Source organism: Pseudomonas sp. LP_7_YM (assembly GCF_004364435.1).
In the GTDB taxonomy this organism is placed as follows: Bacteria; Pseudomonadota; Gammaproteobacteria; order Pseudomonadales; family Pseudomonadaceae; genus Aquipseudomonas.
In genome coordinates, this window is the sequence record NZ_SOCT01000002.1 from 1 (window position 1) to 15,515 (window position 15,515).

The following is a 15,515-nucleotide window of genomic DNA, read 5'->3' on the forward strand; positions in this document are numbered from 1 at the left end:
TTCCGGGCACGTCGACTGGACGGATTGGTCGACCAACCTGGGCGTGGACGCAAGTCGTCTTTGCCTGAGGAAACGGTTCGCCGGGTCTTGGAACAGAGTGCGATCCATAAACCCCACCTACCGTCGGAGGCGCTTCCCGGTTACCGTGACATTTCTGGCGAACAATTCCACGGCAGCAGCGCTTCGTAGTCGGCTACCGATTGCGCCTGCGGCAGCCGCTCAAGCACGTGGCGCAGCCATGTATAGGGCTCTTGGCCGTTGACCTTCGCGGTCTCAACCAAGCTGTAGATCTGTGCACTGGCGGTGGCGCCTTTAGGCGTGTCGCTGAAAAGCCACGCCTTGCGCCCAATAACAAACGGCTTTATCGCTCTTTCGGCGGCATTGTTGTCGATCGGTAAAAATCCGGCTTCCACGTAGCGTTCCAGCCGGCTCCAGTTGTTCGCCAGATAGTTCACTGCCTTGCCCAATACACTTTGTGGCGTTACTTGGGGCTGCGTTTTATCCAGCCAGCTTTTCAACTGCGCCAGGATCGGCAGACTCCTTTCCTGACGACCAATAAACCGCCGCTCGTCGCTGCCATCTTTTAGTTCACGCTCGATGCCGTACAGCTTGTTGATCATTGTCATTGCGATATCTGCACGCCCAGTCTTGCCCTTAGGCTGCACTTTCTGTGCTTCCACGAACTTGCGCCGGGCATGAGCCATACACGCCAGGCGTTCCACGCCCGGTTGCAACGCCAACGCGTTGTAGCCCGCGTAATCGTCGGTCATCACATAGCCGCGATAACTTTCCAGCAGGCGCAACGGCACTTCCTGCGCACGGCTGGACGTGTAGTCAAACAGCACGACTTTTCTGTCCGGCGGCCCACTGGCCTGCACCCACATCCAGGATTGGCGGGTCGGGTCTCGATCCGGTTCTTTCAGCACCTGAACGCGGGTTTCATCGCAGTGGATGACCGGGCTCTCCAGTAGCCGGTCGCGCATCAAATTCAACAACGGTTGCAGATGCTCGCCGCATTGGATAATCCAGCGAGCCAGGGTTTGACGCGAGATTTCTATGCCGTGACGGCTCAGCACTGTCTCGAAACGATGCAACGGCAAGCCGTCGACATACTTGGTGGTCAGCAGCATGGCCAGCACGCTCGGGCTGGCCATGCTCTTTTCGATCAACTGCGCAGGCTTGTCGGCAGTGGCAGGGGCCGACTCACAACCCCGGCAGCCGTAGACTTTGCGGATGTGTTTGATCACGCGGATTTGCGTCGGCACGATATCCAGCTGCTCGCTGGTTTCTTCGCCGATCACATGTTTACGGCAACCGCAGGCGCAGGTCAGCTCGTGTTCGGGCAGGTCGTGGATGACTTCGATGCGCGGCAGATCAGCCAACAACGGCTTGCGCTTACCTCGACGCTTGACCGGGGCAACGACCTCTTCATCAGCGTCGCCGACCGCAGGCATCGGCTCGCTTTCAGGCTCGTTGAACAGCGCCAGTTGCGGCGTATTGGGCTCGACCGTCTGCTCGGATTTACGACCGAATAGACGGTCACGCAACAGCTTGATCTGTTCTTTCAGATCAACGATGTGGGTGGCGTAGGCTTCTTTGACTTCCTGGGCATCAAGCAGCATCTGCTTGAGCGATATCGGGTCATCAGGGAGGTCTTCAGGCATCAATTTCATACCCCGGATTATACCCGTCAGGCCACAAATCTTGGCGTCAGAACCTTATGCGGGCGGTTGCGCCATAGATCAAATCCGTCCAGTAACCAGTTCAACTCTTGCACGGTCAGCACGATGGCCTCATCGAGTTCATCGGGTGAAGTTTTGAAACGCTCGCACTCCAGACGCTTGAGCCAAAGGCAAAAGCCGTTGCGCTCCCAATACAGCACTTTGACTCGGTTGCGGTGGCGATTCAGGAAAACGAAGAGTACGGGGTCAAACACCGCCACTTTGATATCGAGTTCGACCTGGGCAGCCAAGCCGTCGATGGATTTGCTGAAGTCGACGGGTTTCGGGTAGAGGTACACTTTTTCAACGCTGGCGTCGGGACGCATCATGGTAAGCGGCTCCTGAGAGGAAATCGGGAGCTCAGCATCAGCTGTCAGCTATTCGCTTGGAATGTGGGGTTCGTGGAGCGGTTACAATCGCTCGGGCATATCTCGCCATGCTGCGCCAGAGCAAAGCACCCAAAGGATACCGTTAAGCATTAGGCGATCATCGGCCCGAGGGCGCCCGGTGCGTTGGGTTTTGGTGAAGATATCTGCAACCAGATCCCAGGTTGCGTCGGGGAGTTCATACCGCTTTGCCATCTTGGCCTCCTGGCTTTGATGGCGATGTATTTTACAGAAAATCGTATTTTCTGGGTTTACGTACAGAGCCTAACGCTTTACGGAGTAGAAGCTTGGGTCAGCGAAATATCGGCAGCTGGGTCAATTCTGCATCAGCGGAACAAAAGGGACATTCTGAAACAGTAAAACCGCGCAAAGGCGCGGTTTTAATGGGGTTTGATCAGTTTCTCAGTGTTTCAAAAAACACCCTGAAACTTAATATGCCGATCAGACGTTGAAGCGGAAGTGCAACACGTCACCGTCCTTGACGATGTAGTCCTTGCCTTCCAGACGCCATTTGCCTGCTTCCTTGGCACCGGCTTCGCCCTTGTACTGGATGAAGTCGTTGTAGGCGACGCATTCGGCGCGAATGAAGCCTTTTTCGAAGTCGGTGTGGATCACACCAGCCGCTTGTGGCGCTGTGGCACCGACGCGTACCGTCCAGGCGCGGACTTCTTCGACACCGGCAGTGAAGTAGGTCTGCAGGTGCAGCATCTCGTAACCTGCGCGGATCACGCGGTTAAGGCCGGGTTCTTCGAGGCCCAGAGCTTCGAGGAACATGTCCTTTTCTTCGCCATCGTCGAGCTCGGCGATTTCGGCTTCGATCTTGTTGCAGACCGGCACCAGCATGGCGCCTTCTTCTTCAGCAATGGCGCGAACCACGTCCAGGTGCGGGTTGTTTTCGAAACCGTCTTCAGCGACGTTGGCGATGTACATCACCGGCTTAGTGGTCAGCAGGTGAAAGCCCTTGACCACGGTTTTCTCGTCGACACCCATGTTCTTCATCAGGCTGCGCGCAGGTTTGCCTTCAGTGAAGTGGGCGATCAATTGTTCCAGCAAGCCCTTCTGGACCACTGCTTCCTTGTCGCCGCCCTTGGCGTTGCGCGTGACCTTCTGCAGTTGCTTCTCGCAGCTGTCGAGGTCGGCGAAGATCAGTTCCAGGTCGATGATCTCGATGTCGCGTTTCGGGTCGACGCTATTGGAAACGTGAATCACGTTCTCGTCTTCGAAGCAGCGGACCACGTGGGCGATGGCATCGGTTTCGCGGATGTTGGCCAGGAATTTGTTGCCCAGACCTTCACCTTTCGATGCGCCTGCTACCAGACCTGCGATGTCGACGAACTCCATCGTGGTCGGCAGGATGCGCTTCGGGTTGACGATGTCAGCCAGCGCCTGCAGGCGTGGATCGGGCATGGCTACGATGCCGCTGTTCGGTTCGATGGTGCAGAAGGGAAAGTTCTCCGCCGCAATACCGGATTTGGTCAGGGCGTTGAACAAGGTGGACTTGCCGACGTTGGGCAGGCCGACGATGCCGCAGTTAAATCCCATGGTGTATCCCCTCGAGTGATGTCAGGCCTTCTGGCTGTGCAGGACACGCATCGCCTTGGCGAAGTCGCCTGCGAGGACATCCGGCAGCACGCCGAGGGCAAAGTCGATACTGGCGTCCAGTTTTTCCTGTTCGGCGCGTGGCGCACGACCCAGAACAAAATTGGAGACCAGACTGGCATCGCCGGGGTGGCCGATGCCGAGCCGCAGGCGATGAAAGCCGTTCTGGTTACCGAGCTGCGCAATAATGTCGCGCAGCCCGTTATGCCCGCCGTGCCCGCCACCCAGTTTGAGTTTGGCGACGCCCGGAAGCAGGTCGAGTTCGTCGTGGGCCACCAGAATGGACTGCGGTGGGATCCGGAAGAAACCCGCCAGTGCCACGACGGACTGGCCGCTACGGTTCATGTAGGTGGTGGGAATCAGCAGACGAACGTCTTGGCCCTGATGGCTGAATTTAGCCGTCAGGCCGAAATATTTGCGGTCAGCGGTCAGATTGACGCGCTGGGCGCTGGCAATACGCTCAACGAAAAGAGCCCCTGCGTTATGCCGGGTCTGTTCGTATTCGGGGCCTGGATTTCCCAGGCCGACGATCAGTTGGATGGCGGTCACGTCAGGGGCTCTTCCTTGGGTCGAGTGTGATGATGCCGCGCATCATCACGGGTTCAACCGGCTAGCGAGTAATAATTACTCTGCTTCGCCTTCTGCGGTGCCTTCTTCGTCCTGGACAATGCGTGGAGCGTGGACGTTTGCGATGTCCAGGTCCTTGCCGTGTGCCAGAGCGACGAATTCGACACCGTTAGGTGCCTTGACGTCGGACAGGTGAACGTTGTCGCCAATTTCCAGCGCGCCCAGGTCAACTTCGATGAACTCAGGGAGGTCTTTAGGCAGGCAGGTCACTTCCAGCTCAGTGGTAGTGTGCGAGATCTCGCCGCCTTTCTTGACCGGTGCTTCTTCGTTAATGAAGTGCACTGGGACGATAGCGGTCAGTTTCTGGCCAGCTACGACGCGGATGAAGTCGGCGTGCATGATGAACTGCTTGGCAGGGTGACGTTGCATCGCTTTAACGATCACGTTCTGCTTGGCGCCATCAACGTTCAGTTCGATAACGTGGCTGAAAGCCGCTTCGTTTTCGAACAGTTTGGCCATTTCCTTGGCTTCGATAGTGATCGAAGCTGCTTCTTTGTCACCACCGTAGACAACGGCTGGGACAGAGGCAGCGAGACGACGCAGGCGGCGGCTCGCACCTTTCCCCAGGTCAGTACGCGCTTGGGCGTTCAGAATAAAATCAGTCATGTGGTATCTCCAAAATAGCCATTCCCGAGTGACGTTTGCGACCAGCGCCAACACGGCATGGGCAAAAAAGCCCCGCCCCAACGGTGATGGTTGGGGCGGGGCGCTTTTCGTCAACGGATGATTCGAGAGGGCAGGGCCCTTATCGGAACATCGCGCTGATCGATTCTTCATTGCTGATGCGACGCATCGCTTCAGCGACTACCGGTGCGATATCCAGTTGACGGATACGGTTACAGGCTTGTGCTGCAGCGGACAACGGGATGGTATTAGTGACCACCAGCTCGTCCAACACGGATTTTTCGATATTCTCGATGGCCCGACCCGACAGCACAGGGTGTGTGCAGTAGGCGAAAACCTTGGCAGCGCCATGTTCTTTCAGGGCTTTAGCCGCATGGCACAGGGTGCCTGCGGTATCGACCATGTCGTCGACGAGAATACAGGTACGACCTTCGACGTCACCAATGATGTGCATCACTTCGGAGTGATTGGCCTTCTCACGGCGCTTGTCGATGATCCCGAGATCGACGCCCAGGGACTTGGCTACGGCACGTGCACGCACGACGCCACCGATATCCGGGGAAACGATCATCAGGTTTTCGAAGCGTTGGTCTTCGATGTCATCCACCAGAACCGGGGAGCCGTAGATGTTATCTACCGGAATATCGAAGAAGCCTTGAATCTGGTCTGCGTGCAGGTCAACGGTCAGCACCCGGTCGATACCGACAACGGTGAGCATGTCCGCAACCACTTTGGCGCTTATAGCCACGCGTGCGGAACGCGGACGGCGATCCTGACGGGCATAACCAAAATAAGGAATAACAGCAGTGATACGAGTAGCCGAGGAGCGACGGAAGGCATCAGCCATCACGACGAGCTCCATCAGGTTATCGTTGGTCGGAGCGCAGGTCGGCTGAATAATGAAGACGTCTTTACCACGAACGTTTTCATTGATCTCGGCTGTAATTTCACCGTCGGAGAACTTACCGACAGAGATGTCACCGAGAGGGATATGCAGCTGACGTACGACACGCCGAGCCAGATCGGGGTTGGCGTTCCCCGTAAAGACCATCATCTTGGACACGCGCAGTACCTGGAGGCTTAGGGTATGCCTGGATGACTATAGGAAAATGGCAGGGGCGGCTGGATTCGAACCAACGCATGGCAGGATCAAAACCTGCTGCCTTACCGCTTGGCGACGCCCCTGTATCTGTTGCACGAGTGCCTAGCACTCGGTTCTCTTAGAGCAGTGTTTGCAACTTGCGGTGCAACATCGAGATGTTGCTGCCTTTTGCTACAAACCCTGTAAGGGTCTCTGTAAGAAGGGCCGAGACTTTATCAGCTTCAGCTTTGTTTGGGAAGGCCCCAAACACACAACTTCCAGTTCCGGTTAATTTTGCTTCGGTAAATTTACCTAACAAATTCAATGCGTTACGAACATCTGGATAACGCCTTGCTACAACCGGTAAGCAGTCATTCCGACTGTTTCCCTTGGGAACGGGGCGCACTTTAATGGGCGCAGTGTCACGTGTCAACAGTGGATCTGAAAAAATTTCTGCTGTACTTACAGATACTTGCGGCACAAGCACGATATACCACGGTTCTTCGGGGTTTACCGGGGTGAGGATTTCGCCGACACCCTCTGCAAATGCGGCGTGCCCACGCACGAAAACCGGCACGTCAGCCCCGAGCGTGAGGCCCAGCGTAGCAAGACGATCTTCGTCCCAGTCCAGGTGCCATAAATGGTTGAGACCCAGCAGGGTGGTGGCGGCATCCGAACTCCCGCCGCCGATTCCGCCACCCATGGGCAGTACTTTCTTCAGCCAGATGTCGGCACCCAGCGGCGAGCCGGACTGTTCTTTGAGTGCGCGCGCCGCTTTGACGATCAGGTTGCTGTCATGAGGAACATCTACAATTTCCGTTTGCAGGCGTACCTCTCCGTCTTCACGCAGGGCAAAACTCAGCTCATCGCCGTAGTCAAGAAACTGAAAAAGGGTCTGCAGCTCGTGATAGCCGTCAGGTCGACGGCCGAGAATGTGCAGCATCAGGTTCAGTTTGGCAGGCGCAGGCAGTGTCAAAAGAGGCCGGGACACGGTCATTGCCCAAGCTTGCGCGGTTGCCAGTCCTTAATCACCAGCGTGACGTCCAGGTCCTGACCGTGCAGTTTCATGCGCTCGGGAAGCCAATAGCCATTCTGCTCGGTGTAACTGAGGTATTCGATCTGCCAGCCGTCCTGCTCCAGTTTCGACAGGCGACTTTCGCCGTCCAGGGTCAGGCTGCTCTTGCTGTCGGGAGCGGGCAGGCCCCGGACCCACCAGACCAAGTGGGAAACCGGCAATTTCCAGCCCAGTTGATCCTTGAGCAGGGTTTCCGGGTCCGGCGCGTCATACCGGCCTTGGTTGGCGACTTCCAGCGAGACCGCGCCGGGACGGCCGGTCAAGCGCGCAGCGCCGCGACCCAGCGGGCCCGAGAGGCGAATGTCGTAGTAGTCCTGCCGTTGTAGCCAGAACAGCGTACCGCTGCCGGAATCCTTGGGTGCGCGAATGCCGACCTTGCCGTTGATCTGCCAGCCATCGAGCGTGGCGAGCTGCTCCTTGTTGACCCGCCATTGGCTGGCGTCGCCCTTGCCCTGTACGGCTTCATGCGACGTGATGCCGGCGCAGCCAGCGAGTAAAGCGATCAAACTGAATGCAAGTACGTGGCGCAATAACATAAATCAAAGGTTCTCGGAGCCGGTCAGGCGCTTGAGGGTGCTGCGCAGGGCCGGGCTGTCAGGTTGTTGTTCAAGGGCTTTGCCCCAGACTTTACGGGCTTCGCGCTGGTTGCCTTTGGCCCAGAGCACTTCGCCCAGATGGGCGGCAACTTCATGATCTGGAAAGCGCTCCAGAGCCTCACGTAGCAGACGTTCGGCCTCATCAAGATTGCCCAGGCGGTAATTAACCCAGCCGAGACTGTCGAGTACAGCCGGATCTTCGGGGTTCAGCTGATGAGCACGCTCGATCAGCTCTTTGGCTTCGGCGTAGCGCGTAGTGCGATCGGACAGGGTGTAGCCCAGCGCGTTCAGCGCCATGGCGTTGTCCGGCTCGCGTTTTAGAATCGCCCGCAGATCGGTCTCCATCTGCTTCAGGTCGTTGCGCTTCTCGGCCAGCATTGCGCGGGTATAGAGCAGATTGAGGTCGTCCGGGTACTGTTTGAGCGCCTGAGTCAACACTTGCCAGCCGCGGTCGCTTTGATTGTTGTTGGCCAGGGTTTCGGCTTCGATCAGGTACAGCTGAATGGTGTAATCGGGCTGATCGGCGCGCGCTTGGGCCAAACGCTTGGAGGCCTCGGCAGTGCTGCCATTGCTCATCAGAATATCGGCCTGACGAAGTTGTGCAGGCAGATAGTCATTGCCCGGCCCGACTTGCGCATATTCGCTGAGAGCGTCTTGTGGATCGTTGCGCTCTTCGTAAATGCGGCCGAGGTTCACATGGGCCGAATCGACGTGGCTGCCGCGGGTGACCAGATCTTCCAGATAACCTTGGGCTTCATCCCAGGCCTTGTTTTCCAGGCACACCAAGGCTAGCGAGTAACGCAGCTCATCATCATCCGGGTATTGCTGAACCAGGCTTGAGAACTGGACCTTGGCGTCCTCCATGCGGTTCTGTTCAACCAGCATGCGGGCGTACGTCAGGCGCAGGCGTTTGTCGTCCGGGTATTTCTTGATGCTCTTTTCCAGCAGGGGCATCGCTTCCTTGCCGCGGTTCATGCTTTGCAGCAGGCGTGCGCGCAGCAGAATCGGTGCAACCTCGCCTTCACCCGGCGGATTGTCTTCGAGCAGCTGGAGCGACGCCGCGTTGTCGCCTTCCTGTTGCAGCAGCAGGGCCTTGCCGAAAATCAGCTGGCCGTTTTTCGGGTATTTGGCAAGCAGGCGGTCGAAGCTGTTCAGCAGGCCTTTGCGCGTATTGGAGTCGGTTTCTGCCGCCGACAGCGCCAAAAAGTCGAAATGAGTATCGCCCTGGCCCTGCAGTACCTTCTCCATATAACGCATGGAGTCGTCATAGCGCCCTGAGCGGGCCAGTTGAATGGCCGCAGCGCGTTGCGCTTCAAGGTTGCCCGGGTCGTTCCGGGCCCAGATCATCGAAGTGTCGAGGGCGGCCTGATCGGCGCCCAGGTACTCGGCAATACGGAAAGCCCGCTCGGAAATGCCCGGATCCTGAGTCTGAATCGCCTGGGTCACATAGTTATCCAGCGCAATGTCGAAGCGATTGCGCTGTCCGGCCAGTTCAGCGGTCAGCAGGCTGACGACGGTTTCCTGGGTGAACGAACCATAGACCTGGGGCTTGGCATCAGGCGTGGACGTCGTCTCTTTCGCTGGAGCGGCAGACTCCGAGGAAGTGGGGATCGTAGACTGACAGCCACCGAGAGCGACAAGGGCAAGGAACAACGCGGAGGATTTATTCATATAGGAGAAAGGGCGGCTTACCTGCGGTTTGAAGGCATCATGACACAAGGCAGGGAGCAAACCCACAGCCCACTCGAAAACCAGGACCCGGCATTTACAGTCCGCGCCTGGACAATTTGTCGCAGCGCCAAGGCAGCAAAGCGAATCTCTATAGGGACAATAGCCATTGCCAGACGTTCTGAATGCATTGTGGTGGTTGTTCTGAATCTATTGAAGTAGGACAATTGCCGGCTTCACGTCACCATCAGCGACCTTGAATGGCCTTTCTTGCTCTGGGTATCAACCATAAGACTGCATCAGTGGACGTCCGCGAGCGCGTGGCATTTACCCCTGAGCAACTGGTTGAAGCGTTGCAGCAGCTTTGCCGTCTGACTCAGAGCCGCGAAGCGGCCATCCTTTCGACCTGCAATCGCAGCGAGCTTTATATAGAGCAGGACCAACTGACTGCAGATGTCGTATTGCGCTGGTTGGCCGATTATCACCACCTTAACGTCGACGAACTGCGCGCAAGCGCCTATGTGCATGAAGATGACGCGGCTGTTCGCCACATGATGCGTGTGGCGTCGGGCCTCGACTCGCTGGTGCTGGGTGAACCGCAGATTCTCGGGCAGATGAAATCGGCGTATGCCGTGGCTCGCGAAGCCGGAACCATTGGTCCATTACTGGGCCGCCTGTTTCAGGCGACGTTCAGTGCTGCCAAGCAGGTGCGCACCGACACCGCCATCGGTGAAAACCCGGTCTCGGTCGCGTTTGCCGCCGTCAGCCTGGCCAAGCAGATATTCAGTGATCTGCAACGCAGTCAGGCCCTGCTGATCGGCGCTGGCGAGACCATTACGCTGGTTGCACGGCACCTGCACGACCTGGGGGTCAAGCGCATCGTCGTTGCCAACCGCACGCTGGAACGCGCGAGCATTCTGGCCGAAGAGTTCGGTGCCCATGCGGTGCTGCTGGCTGATATTCCGGCAGAGCTGGTCAACAGTGACATTGTCATCAGCTCCACCGCCAGCCAGCTGCCTATCCTCGGCAAAGGCGCAGTGGAAAGCGCACTCAAGTTGCGCAAGCACAAACCGATCTTCATGGTCGATATCGCTGTCCCGCGTGACATCGAGCCGGAAGTCGGCGAGCTGGACGACGTTTACCTGTACACCGTGGACGATCTCCACGAAGTCGTCGCGGAAAACCTCAAGAGCCGTCAGGGCGCTGCCCAGGCCGCCGAGGAACTGGTGGGCGTCGGTGTCGATGATTTCATGTCGCGCTTGCGCGAACTGGCCGCGGTGGACGTGCTCAAGGCCTATCGTCAGCAGAGCGAACGTCTGCGCGACGAAGAATTGCAAAAGGCGCAACGCATGCTCGCCAACGGCAGCAACGCCGAGGATGTATTGATGGCGCTGGCACGCGGGCTGACCAATAAGCTGATGCATGCGCCAAGCGTGCAACTGAAAAAGCTATCTGCCGAAGGCCGCGTCGATGCGTTGGCCATGGCCCAGGAACTCTTTGCCCTCACTGAGGGCTCCACGGAAAAAACTCAGCAATGAAAGCTTCACTGCTCAATAAGCTGGACGTGCTCAGCGACCGTTTCGAGGAATTGACCGCGCTGCTTGGCGATGCCGAAGTCATTTCCGATCAGACCCGATTTCGCGCCTACTCTCGTGAGTACGCGGAGGTCGAGCCAGTGATCCAGGTGTACAGGCAACTGCAGAAGGTGCAGGGCGATCTCGAAGGTGCACAGGCGCTGCTCAAGGACAGCGACCCGGATATGCGCGAAATGGCGATCGAGGAAGTGCACGAGGCCAAGGATCAGTTGGAGGTACTGGAAAGCGACCTGCAGAAGATGCTGCTGCCCAAGGACCCCAATGACGGGCGTAACGTGTTTCTGGAAATCCGCGCTGGCACCGGTGGCGATGAAGCCGCGATTTTCTCCGGCGACCTGTTTCGTATGTACTCGCGTTATGCCGAGCGCCGAGGCTGGCGGGTAGAGATTCTGTCTGAGAACGAGGGCGAGCATGGCGGCTTCAAGGAAGTCATCGCTCGTGTCGAGGGTGAGAATGTCTACGGCAAACTGAAGTTCGAGTCCGGTGCACACCGCGTACAGCGGGTGCCCGAGACCGAATCCCAGGGCCGGATCCACACCTCTGCCTGCACCGTCGCAGTGTTGCCGGAGCCCGACGAGCAACAAACAATCGAGATCAACCCGGCGGACTTGCGCGTCGACACCTACCGCTCTTCCGGCGCCGGTGGCCAGCACGTGAACAAGACCGACTCGGCGATTCGTATCACGCACTTGCCGTCCGGTATTGTCGTCGAGTGCCAGGAAGAGCGTTCCCAGCACAAGAACCGCGCCCGGGCCATGTCCTGGCTGTCGGCCAAGCTTAACGATCAGCAAACCGCTGCGGCCGCCAACGCGATCGCCAGTGAGCGTAAATTGCTGGTGGGTTCGGGTGATCGTTCGGAACGCATCCGCACGTACAATTTTCCACAGGGGCGAGTGACGGACCATCGCGTGAACCTGACGTTGTATTCGCTGGATGAAGTTCTGGCCGGCGGGGTCGATGCAGTGATAGAACCGTTGCTTGCCGAGTATCAGGCAGACCAACTTGCGGCACTGGGTGAGTAAATGACCATTATCGCCAGCTTGTTAAGAAACGCTGAGTTGCCGGATTCGCCGACAGCTCGTCTGGATGTCGAACTGTTGTTGGCGGCAGCACTGGGCAAGCCGCGCAGCTTTTTGCACACCTGGCCGGAGCGTATTGTCAGCACCGAAGCGGCCCAGGCGTTCGCGGGTTACTTGCAGCGTCGACGCACCGGAGAGCCGGTGGCTTACATTCTGGGGCAACAGGGTTTCTGGAGCATTGACCTTGAGGTCGCCACGCACACGCTGATTCCTCGTCCCGAAACCGAGATGCTGGTGGAAACCGCATTGGAGTTGCTACCCGGTGCGATTGCTCACCGTTTGCTCGATCTGGGCACTGGCACGGGCGCAATCGCCTTGTCGCTGGCCAAGGATCGCCCGCAGTGGGAGGTCACGGCGGTCGACCGTGTGCAAGAGGCGGTCGAACTGGCCGAGCGCAATCGTCGGCGTCTGCATCTGGACAATGCGCAAGTGCTGCACAGCCATTGGTTCAGCGCGGTGGAGGGCCAGCGTTTTGACCTGATCCTGAGCAATCCTCCTTATGTAGCCGCCAGCGATCCGCATCTGGCCGAAGGCGACGTGCGTTTCGAGCCCAGCAGCGCGCTGGTTTCTGGCCCGGACGGGCTGGACGACCTGCGGCTGATCGTTTCCCAGGCGCCTGTGCATCTGGCCTCGGACGGCTGGCTGTTGCTGGAGCACGGCCACGATCAGGGTCCGGCTGTGCGTGATCTGCTCTTGGGTCATGGTTTCGAGCAGATCCAGACGCGACGGGATCTGGGTGATCACGAACGCATTACCTTCGGGCGCGTGTCGTGTTAAGCGACGAAGAACTGTTGCGCTACAGCCGGCAGATCCTCCTGCAGCACGTCGATATCGAAGGGCAACTGCGCCTCAAGCAGAGTCGCGTGCTGATCGTCGGCATGGGCGGGTTGGGTTCGCCGGTCGCGCTGTACCTGGCCGCCGCCGGGGTTGGCGAGCTGCATCTGGCGGACTTTGACAGGGTTGATCTGACCAATCTGCAGCGGCAGATCATCCACGACACTCAGAGCGTGGGGCAGAACAAGGTCGATTCGGCGATCAATCGCCTGACTGCGATCAATCCTGAGATCAATCTGGTGCCCCATCTTGCCGCGCTGGATGAAGATTCACTGGCGACCGCCGTCGAGTCGGTGGATCTGGTGCTCGACTGCTCGGATAACTTCACCACGCGCGAAGCAGTGAACGCAGCCTGTGTCGTGGCGGCCAGGCCGTTGGTCAGCGGCGCGGCGATTCGTCTGGAAGGGCAACTGTCGGTATTCGATCCGCGACGCGCCGACAGCCCCTGCTATCACTGTCTGTACGGGCATGGCAGTGAAAGCGAACTGACCTGCAGCGAGGCGGGCGTCATCGGGCCGTTGGTAGGCCTGGTGGGAAGCCTGCAGGCGCTCGAGGCCCTCAAGCTGTTGGCCGGGTTTGGCGAGCCGATGGTGGGCCGTCTATTGTTGATCGATGCATTGGGCACGCGCTTTCGCGAGCTTAAAGTCAAACGTGATCCGGGTTGCAGCGTGTGTGGGGCGGCCCATGAATAGAACGGTCGAGCATGGCTAGAGACAACGACGCGCCTGTGGGGGTATTCGACTCCGGTGTCGGCGGAGTGTCGGTGCTGGGCGAGATACGTCAGTTACTGCCTAATGAATCCCTGCTTTATGTGGCCGATTGCGGGCATATCCCCTACGGTGAAAAGACGCCTGAGTTCATTCGTCAGCGCTGTGTCGCCATTGCCGAGTTCTTTCGTGAGCAGGGCGCAAAAGCCCTGGTGCTGGCTTGCAATACCGCCACCGTCGCCGCTGTTGCCGACCTGCGCGAGCGTTATCCTGACTGGCCGCTGGTCGGCATGGAGCCTGCGGTCAAGCCAGCAGCGGCTGCGACAAAAACGGGTGTCGTGGGGGTTCTGGCGACCACGGGTACCTTGCAGAGCGCCAAGTTTGCCGCCTTGCTCGACCGCTTCGCCGCTGACGTCCAGGTCATCACCCAGCCCTGTCCGGGGCTGGTGGAGCTGATCGAGACCGGGGATCTGGACAGCCCGGTCATCCGTCAATTGTTGCAAAGCTACGTCGAGCCGCTCCTGGCGGCGGGCTGCGACACTATTATTCTCGGCTGTACCCACTATCCCTTCCTCAAACCGCTGCTGCGGGAAATGATTCCGGCGTCCATCAGTCTGGTCGATACAGGGGCCGCAGTCGCACGCCAACTTCAGCGTCTGCTCAGCCAGCAGGAGCTTTTGGCGAGTGGTCGTCCGCAGCCGACGCAGTTCTGGACGAGCGGAAATCCAGAAAATTTCAGAAACGTCCTACCTTTGTTGTGGAAAAAATCTGACAGTGTGCGAAGCTTCGTTTCGTGAAAAAAACGTGAATAGCACTGGTCAGCGCTGAACTATTGTTCTCTGGCGAATTTCTATAGCCAGTCTGTTGATATAAAAATTTCTACCTGCATTCGGAAATGGGATGTTTCAGATGAAGCGACTGTTTTGTTTGGCTGCGATTGCGGCTGCGTTATTGGGGCAAAGTGCGATCGCACAAGCTGATGGAGTCGAGTTTTCGGTCGGGCACACCGGCGAATCCACGATGACCTATCGTTTGGGCGCGCAATTTGATTGGGATAAAAGCTGGTGGCAGACCGGTGTTGGTCGTCTGACCGGCTACTGGAGTGGCGCTTACACCTACTGGGAAGGTGACAAGAGTGCCAGCAACAACAGCCTGTCGTTTTCTCCGGTGTTCGTTTACGAATTCGCCGGCGACAGCGTCAAGCCTTATGTTGAGGCGGGTATCGGTGCCGCAGTGTTCCAGCGCACGGAAGTTGAAGGCAACAAACTGGGCAGCGCATTCCAGTTCGAAGACCGTCTGGGTTTCGGCCTGCGCTTTGCCGGTGGTCATGAAGTCGGCCTGCGTGCCACTCACTACTCCAATGGCGGCATGACTAGCAATAACGATGGTATCGAAAGCTACGCCATTCATTACACGATGCCGTTCTAAGCGATCAGTCGCTGCAAGTCTGTAGGGGCGAATTCACTCGCAAGGTCAACACAGCCGAAGAGCATCATCGTCTGTATCACCTCTTCGCGAATGAGTTCGCTTCGACAGGGGTTCGGGTGCTTACGCCTGACCACGCTTATAAATACGCCGTCGCAATGCCTTCGCGCTCGGTAATGCACTCCGGTGCACCCATCTCGAATTCCCTGCAGATCAACGGTCTTCTGTCGTAGATCGTGCACATCATCGTGTCGCGATCCAGCGCTGCGCACCAGCCGTCGTCCAGACGCAGCATCACTTCTCCACCCCAGTCGTCAGTATCGATAAAACGCTCAGGGACGCCGGTGTCCGTGATCAGCATCACCTCCAGCTGGCAGCAACAGGCTGCGCAGGTTGAACAGGTGATGGCGGGTTCGGTGGATTCCACAGGAAGTTGAAACAAGGGGATGACTTTCATGTGCGACATTGTAAAGCAGCGGCACCGCCGTCGGGAGCCGG

At 58.1% G+C, this 15,515-nt stretch carries 16 protein-coding genes, 1 tRNA gene and 1 pseudogene; 6 read left to right on the forward strand and 12 right to left on the reverse strand.

Features of this window, described 5'->3' with window-relative positions; genetic code table 11:
• Nucleotides 1-140: 140 nt before the first annotated feature.
• The 11 genes and pseudogenes from EC915_RS04965 to EC915_RS05015 all read right to left on the reverse strand — a co-directional run bounded on the left by EC915_RS04965 (nucleotide 141) and on the right by EC915_RS05015 (nucleotide 9,380).
• On the reverse strand, nucleotides 141-1,673 hold the full coding sequence (locus EC915_RS04965) for an IS66 family transposase (protein ID WP_133749434.1): 1,533 nt from the start codon (nucleotides 1,671-1,673) through the stop codon (nucleotides 141-143).
• Between the two features lie 17 nt (nucleotides 1,674-1,690).
• Nucleotides 1,691-2,050: an IS66 family insertion sequence element accessory protein TnpB gene (gene tnpB / locus EC915_RS04970; RefSeq protein WP_256658665.1), complete on the reverse strand. Its 360-nt coding sequence runs from the start codon at nucleotides 2,048-2,050 to the stop codon at nucleotides 1,691-1,693.
• A gap of 87 nt (nucleotides 2,051-2,137) precedes the next feature.
• Nucleotides 2,138-2,302 (reverse strand): annotated as a pseudogene (locus EC915_RS04975) (transposase); the annotation flags it as partial.
• Between the two features lie 246 nt (nucleotides 2,303-2,548).
• A complete protein-coding gene (ychF, locus tag EC915_RS04980) occupies nucleotides 2,549-3,649 on the reverse strand; it encodes a redox-regulated ATPase YchF (protein WP_133749435.1) in 1,101 nt (366 codons plus the stop codon).
• Nucleotides 3,650-3,670: 21 nt separating this feature from the next.
• The gene (pth, locus tag EC915_RS04985; protein WP_133749436.1) at nucleotides 3,671-4,255 is read right to left on the reverse strand and encodes an aminoacyl-tRNA hydrolase; all 585 of its coding nucleotides are present in this window, start codon (nucleotides 4,253-4,255) and stop codon (nucleotides 3,671-3,673) included.
• Nucleotides 4,256-4,330: 75 nt separating this feature from the next.
• A complete protein-coding gene (locus EC915_RS04990) occupies nucleotides 4,331-4,939 on the reverse strand; it encodes a 50S ribosomal protein L25/general stress protein Ctc (RefSeq protein WP_133749437.1) in 609 nt (202 codons plus the stop codon).
• A gap of 139 nt (nucleotides 4,940-5,078) precedes the next feature.
• Entirely contained in the window at nucleotides 5,079-6,020 is a 942-nt protein-coding gene (locus EC915_RS04995) for a ribose-phosphate pyrophosphokinase (RefSeq protein ID WP_133749438.1), read from the reverse strand.
• 47 nt (nucleotides 6,021-6,067) lie between these two features.
• Nucleotides 6,068-6,142: transfer RNA gene (locus EC915_RS05000), tRNA-Gln, on the reverse strand.
• Between the two features lie 35 nt (nucleotides 6,143-6,177).
• Nucleotides 6,178-7,035, reverse strand: a complete 858-nt coding sequence (gene ispE, locus EC915_RS05005; RefSeq protein WP_133749439.1) for a 4-(cytidine 5'-diphospho)-2-C-methyl-D-erythritol kinase — start codon at nucleotides 7,033-7,035, stop codon at nucleotides 6,178-6,180.
• Complete coding sequence (lolB, locus tag EC915_RS05010; RefSeq protein ID WP_133749440.1) at nucleotides 7,032-7,649, reverse strand: lipoprotein insertase outer membrane protein LolB; 618 nt, start codon at nucleotides 7,647-7,649, stop codon at nucleotides 7,032-7,034. The genes ispE and lolB overlap by 4 nt, the downstream gene beginning before the upstream one ends.
• 3 nt (nucleotides 7,650-7,652) lie before the next feature.
• The gene (locus EC915_RS05015) at nucleotides 7,653-9,380 is read right to left on the reverse strand and encodes a tetratricopeptide repeat protein (RefSeq protein WP_133749441.1); all 1,728 of its coding nucleotides are present in this window, start codon (nucleotides 9,378-9,380) and stop codon (nucleotides 7,653-7,655) included.
• Between the two features lie 257 nt (nucleotides 9,381-9,637).
• On the opposite strand from EC915_RS05015, the gene hemA reads away from it, so the two are divergent.
• The 6 genes from hemA to EC915_RS05045 all read left to right on the forward strand — a co-directional run bounded on the left by hemA (nucleotide 9,638) and on the right by EC915_RS05045 (nucleotide 15,020).
• Nucleotides 9,638-10,915: a glutamyl-tRNA reductase gene (gene hemA, locus EC915_RS05020; protein ID WP_133749442.1), complete on the forward strand. Its 1,278-nt coding sequence runs from the start codon at nucleotides 9,638-9,640 to the stop codon at nucleotides 10,913-10,915.
• On the forward strand, nucleotides 10,912-11,994 hold the full coding sequence (gene prfA, locus EC915_RS05025) for a peptide chain release factor 1 (RefSeq protein ID WP_133749443.1): 1,083 nt from the start codon (nucleotides 10,912-10,914) through the stop codon (nucleotides 11,992-11,994). The genes hemA and prfA overlap by 4 nt, the downstream gene beginning before the upstream one ends.
• Complete coding sequence (gene prmC, locus EC915_RS05030; RefSeq protein WP_133749444.1) at nucleotides 11,995-12,828, forward strand: peptide chain release factor N(5)-glutamine methyltransferase; 834 nt, start codon at nucleotides 11,995-11,997, stop codon at nucleotides 12,826-12,828.
• A complete protein-coding gene (locus EC915_RS05035) occupies nucleotides 12,822-13,577 on the forward strand; it encodes a molybdopterin-synthase adenylyltransferase MoeB (RefSeq protein WP_133749445.1) in 756 nt (251 codons plus the stop codon). Before prmC ends, EC915_RS05035 begins: the two co-directional genes overlap by 7 nt.
• An 11-nt stretch (nucleotides 13,578-13,588) precedes the next feature.
• On the forward strand, nucleotides 13,589-14,389 hold the full coding sequence (murI, locus tag EC915_RS05040; protein WP_133749446.1) for a glutamate racemase: 801 nt from the start codon (nucleotides 13,589-13,591) through the stop codon (nucleotides 14,387-14,389).
• 112 nt (nucleotides 14,390-14,501) lie between these two features.
• On the forward strand, nucleotides 14,502-15,020 hold the full coding sequence (locus EC915_RS05045) for an acyloxyacyl hydrolase (protein ID WP_133749447.1): 519 nt from the start codon (nucleotides 14,502-14,504) through the stop codon (nucleotides 15,018-15,020).
• Nucleotides 15,021-15,156: 136 nt separating this feature from the next.
• Here EC915_RS05045 and EC915_RS05050 read toward each other — a convergent pair whose 3' ends face one another.
• Nucleotides 15,157-15,474 carry a YkgJ family cysteine cluster protein gene (locus EC915_RS05050; protein WP_133749448.1) on the reverse strand — a complete coding sequence of 106 codons (318 nt, stop codon included), beginning with the start codon at nucleotides 15,472-15,474 and terminating at the stop codon, nucleotides 15,157-15,159.
• Nucleotides 15,475-15,515 lie beyond the last annotated feature (41 nt).